Source organism: Nocardia neocaledoniensis, from assembly GCF_029868625.1.
GTDB lineage: Bacteria > Actinomycetota > Actinomycetes > Mycobacteriales > Mycobacteriaceae > Nocardia > Nocardia neocaledoniensis_A.
Genome location: NZ_JARWOJ010000124.1, coordinates 1 through 3,545, shown reverse-complemented (window position 1 = coordinate 3,545; position 3,545 = coordinate 1). Strand labels below are relative to the sequence as shown.

Genomic DNA, 3,545 nt, shown 5'->3' with positions numbered 1-3,545 from the left:
CCAGGGTTTGGCGGATGCTCATCTGCGGTGTCATTTCGTTGACCAACCGATACGACTAACGGGGAACGCCACACGTTATATACGGTATGCGGGTGCCGCCGGTATGGGCGGAACCCGGTCGATCAGCCGTAGTGGCAGACGTAGTGGACCGTGTCGACGACCTCGATGTCGAAAGAGCTGTCGCCCGGCACGTCGAAGGACTCACCGCCGCGGTAGGTGACCGCCTCGGTGGCGCCGGCCAGGGTCACCTTGGCCTCGCCCGCCACGAGTTCCATGCGCTCGGGCGCCGCGGTACCGAAGGTCAGCGACGCGGGCTGGATGACGCCGACCGACTTCTTGGTGCCGTCGGGCAGCTCGAGGCTGTAGCTGACGCACTTTCCGTCGAAATAGACATTGGCCTGCTTGGTGACGGAGACGTTCTCGAACTTCGACATGGGTCCTTCCGGGGGTGAGGGGACCCTTAGTCTACTGACGGGCCAGAGCTCACCGAGCCCTGGCCCGGCGCCGTCAGCTGCCGTAGCGAGCCAGCACGGAGCTGGCTTCCTGGGACGCGGTGCCCTCCTGCGCGAGGTGGGCCATGGCCTCGGGGATCTCGCGACCGTGATGGGCCATCGCCTGGGCGTACAGGCGACCGGCGCGGTAGGAGGAACGGACCAGCGGCCCGGCCATCACGCCCGCGAAACCGAGCTCCTCGGCCACCTTGGAATGCTCGACGAACTCCTCCGGCTTCACCCAGCGATCCACCGGATGGTGCCGCGGCGAGGGCCGCAGGTACTGCGTGATGGTGAGGATGTCGCAGCCCGCCTCGTGCAGGTCCCGCATCGCCTCGGTGACCTCCTCCGGGGTCTCGCCCATGCCGAGGATGAGGTTGGACTTGGTGACCAGGCCGGCCTCGCGGGCCGCGGTGATCACCGCGAGGGAACGCTCGTAGCGGAAGGCGGGGCGGATGCGCTTGAAGATGCGCGGCACCGTCTCCAGGTTGTGCGCCAGCACCTCCGGGCGGGTCGAGAAGACCTCGGCCAGCTGATCGGGATCGGCGTTGAAGTCGGGGATGAGCAACTCGACGCCGGTGCCGGGGTTGAGTGCCTTGATGGCGCGCACGGTTTCGGCGTAGAGCCAGGCGCCGCCGTCGTCGAGATCGTCGCGGGCCACGCCGGTGATCGTCGAGTAGCGCAGGCCCATCGCCTGGACGCTCTCGGCGACGCGGCGGGGCTCGTCGCGGTCCAGCGCGGCGGGCTTGCCGGTGTCGATCTGGCAGAAATCGCAGCGGCGGGTGCACTGTTCACCACCGATGAGGAAGGTGGCCTCGCGGTCCTCCCAGCATTCGAAGATGTTGGGGCAGCCCGCTTCCTCGCAGACCGTGTGCAGGCCTTCGCGCTTCACCAGGCCCTTGAGCTCGGAGTACTCCGGGCCCATGGTGGCGCGGGTGCGGATCCACTTGGGTTTGCGCTCGATCGGGGTCTCCGCGTTGCGCGCTTCGATGCGCAGCAGCTTGCGTCCGGCGGGGGCAGAGGCGTCTACGGAGGTCACTGAACCGACTCTACGCTCGGGGCCGTCGCGTTCACGGCGCTGGTGGTGCGATCAATGTCATGGGGCCGAACGGGAATTTCGCCGTCCAGCGCGGCAACGATCGCGGTGGCGACGAGCGGCTTGAGTTCGGCGACGGTGACCTCACGGCCGAGTTCGCGGGTCAGGGTGGTGACCCCGGCGTCGCGGATGCCGCACGGCACTATCGCCTGGAAACCGTCGAGCGCGGAATTGCAGTTCAGCGAGATGCCGTGCAGGGCCACGCCGCGCTGCACGCGCACGCCGATCGCGGCGATCTTGCGTTCGGCGAGCCACTCGGTGGCCGGCAGCCACACGCCCGAACGACCCTCGATCCTGCCGCACTCGATCCCGAGCCCGGACACCACCTGGATCAGCGCCTCCTCGAGCCGCCGCACGTACTGCACGACGTCGACCGGCTCGGCCAGGCGGACGATCGGATACCCGACCAGCTGACCCGGCCCGTGCCAGGTGATCTTGCCGCCACGATCGACCTGCACCACCGGGCTGCCGTCGATCGGCAGGTCCTCGGCCTCGGTGCGGCGGCCCGCGGTGTACACCGAGGGATGCTCGAGCAGCAGCAGCTTGTCGTCGCCTTCGCCTGCGGCGCGCTCGTCGGCGATCTGCCGTTGCAGCTCCCAGGCGGCGTGATAGTCGATGAGTCCGAGATCCTCGACCACGATCGGGGTCGAATCGAATCGTGCGGACGCGGTGGGGCGCGTGTCGTTCACCATCCTGACGTTACGCCCACCGGACTGTCCGGGCACAAGCTGGTCAGACGTCGAGCGGGAAGTCGCGCTGCAGCAGCGTCAGGTCCATCCAGCGGCCGAATTTGTGGCCGACTTCGGGCAGTTGGCCGACGGTGCGGAAGCCGAAACGCTCGTGCAGGACGATCGACGGCGTGTTGCCGGATTCGATCGCCGCGATCATGGCGTGCACGCGGCGCGACTCGATGGCGCGGTCGATCAGCGCGCCGAGCAGGGCGGTGGCCACGCCGCGCCGGTGGAAGCGGCTGTCGACGTAGACGGAGTTCTCGACGGTGAACCGGTAGCCGGTCTTGGGGCGCCACTGTCCGTAGGAGGCGTAACCGGCGACCTCGCCGTCGATCTCGGCGATCAGGATCGGCATGCCGGCGGCGGCGCGGTCGGCGAACCAGGTGAGACGGTCGTCGAGGTCGACCTCGTCGGTGTCCCAGATCGCGGTGGACTCGGCGATATTGGTGTTGTGGATCGCCAGCACCGCGGGCAGGTCGGCCTTGTCGGCGTCGCGCAGCAGCATCAGCGGTCTCCGAAGGCGGCGGCCAGCGCCGCGCCCAGCGTGGGGTGCTGGAAGGTGTAGCCGGCCTGTTCGAGGACGGCCGGAATCGCGCGCGGGCCGTGCAGGATCGCCTCGTCGGCGAACTCGCCGACCAGGGCGCGCAGCGCGAACCCGGGCACGATGAACGGCGCGGGCCGGTGCATCGCGCGGCCGAGCGCGCGATTGAATTCGGCATTGGTGACCGGGGCCGGGCCCGCGGCGTTGATCGGGCCGGACAGCTCGGGACGGGTGAGGGCGAAGACGATCGCGCCGATCTCGTCGTCGAGGGAGATCCACGGCATGTACTGGCGGCCGCTGCCGAGGCGACCGCCCAGACCCAGCCAGTACAGCGGATGCAGGCTGCTCAGCATGCCGCCGTTGCGGGCCAGCACCACGGCGCTGCGCACCAGGACGGTGCGCACCCCCGCGGAGCTCGCCGGTTCGGTCGCGGCCTCCCAGTCGCGGCACAGCGTCGCCAGGAAACCGGTTCCGGCGGGGGAGTTCTCGTCGACGACGGTGTCACCGGTGTGGGGGGGGGGGGTGTTTGGGGCGGCGGGGGGGGGGGCGCGCGGGGCGGCCCGGGGGGGGGGGGCGGGGGGGGGGGGGGGGGGGGGGGGGGGGGGGGGGGGCCCCCCGCGGCCGTGGTGTTCTTCCTGCAGAGCGATGACAAGGCCGACAAGCTCGACGCCATCGCGGAGTCGACC

The 3,545-nt window shown here is 69.9% G+C and carries 4 protein-coding genes and 1 pseudogene; all 5 read right to left on the bottom strand.

From position 1 onward, the window contains the following. Positions 1–122: 122 nt before the first annotated feature. Positions 123–434: a pyrimidine/purine nucleoside phosphorylase gene (locus tag QH270_RS08775; RefSeq protein ID WP_280340034.1), complete on the bottom strand. Its 312-nt coding sequence runs from the start codon at positions 432–434 to the stop codon at positions 123–125. Positions 435–507: 73 nt separating this feature from the next. Next, positions 508–1,530, bottom strand: a complete 1,023-nt coding sequence (lipA, locus tag QH270_RS08770; RefSeq protein WP_280340033.1) for a lipoyl synthase — start codon at positions 1,528–1,530, stop codon at positions 508–510. Next, complete coding sequence (lipB, locus tag QH270_RS08765; RefSeq protein ID WP_280340032.1) at positions 1,527–2,279, bottom strand: lipoyl(octanoyl) transferase LipB; 753 nt, start codon at positions 2,277–2,279, stop codon at positions 1,527–1,529. Before lipB ends, lipA begins: the two co-directional genes overlap by 4 nt. A gap of 40 nt (positions 2,280–2,319) precedes the next feature. Then, complete coding sequence (locus tag QH270_RS08760; RefSeq protein WP_280340031.1) at positions 2,320–2,823, bottom strand: GNAT family N-acetyltransferase; 504 nt, start codon at positions 2,821–2,823, stop codon at positions 2,320–2,322. Then, positions 2,823–3,368 (bottom strand): annotated as a pseudogene (locus QH270_RS08755) (DUF1731 domain-containing protein); the annotation flags it as partial. The gene QH270_RS08760 and the pseudogene QH270_RS08755, both read right to left, overlap by 1 nt. Positions 3,369–3,545: the final 177 nt, after the last annotated feature.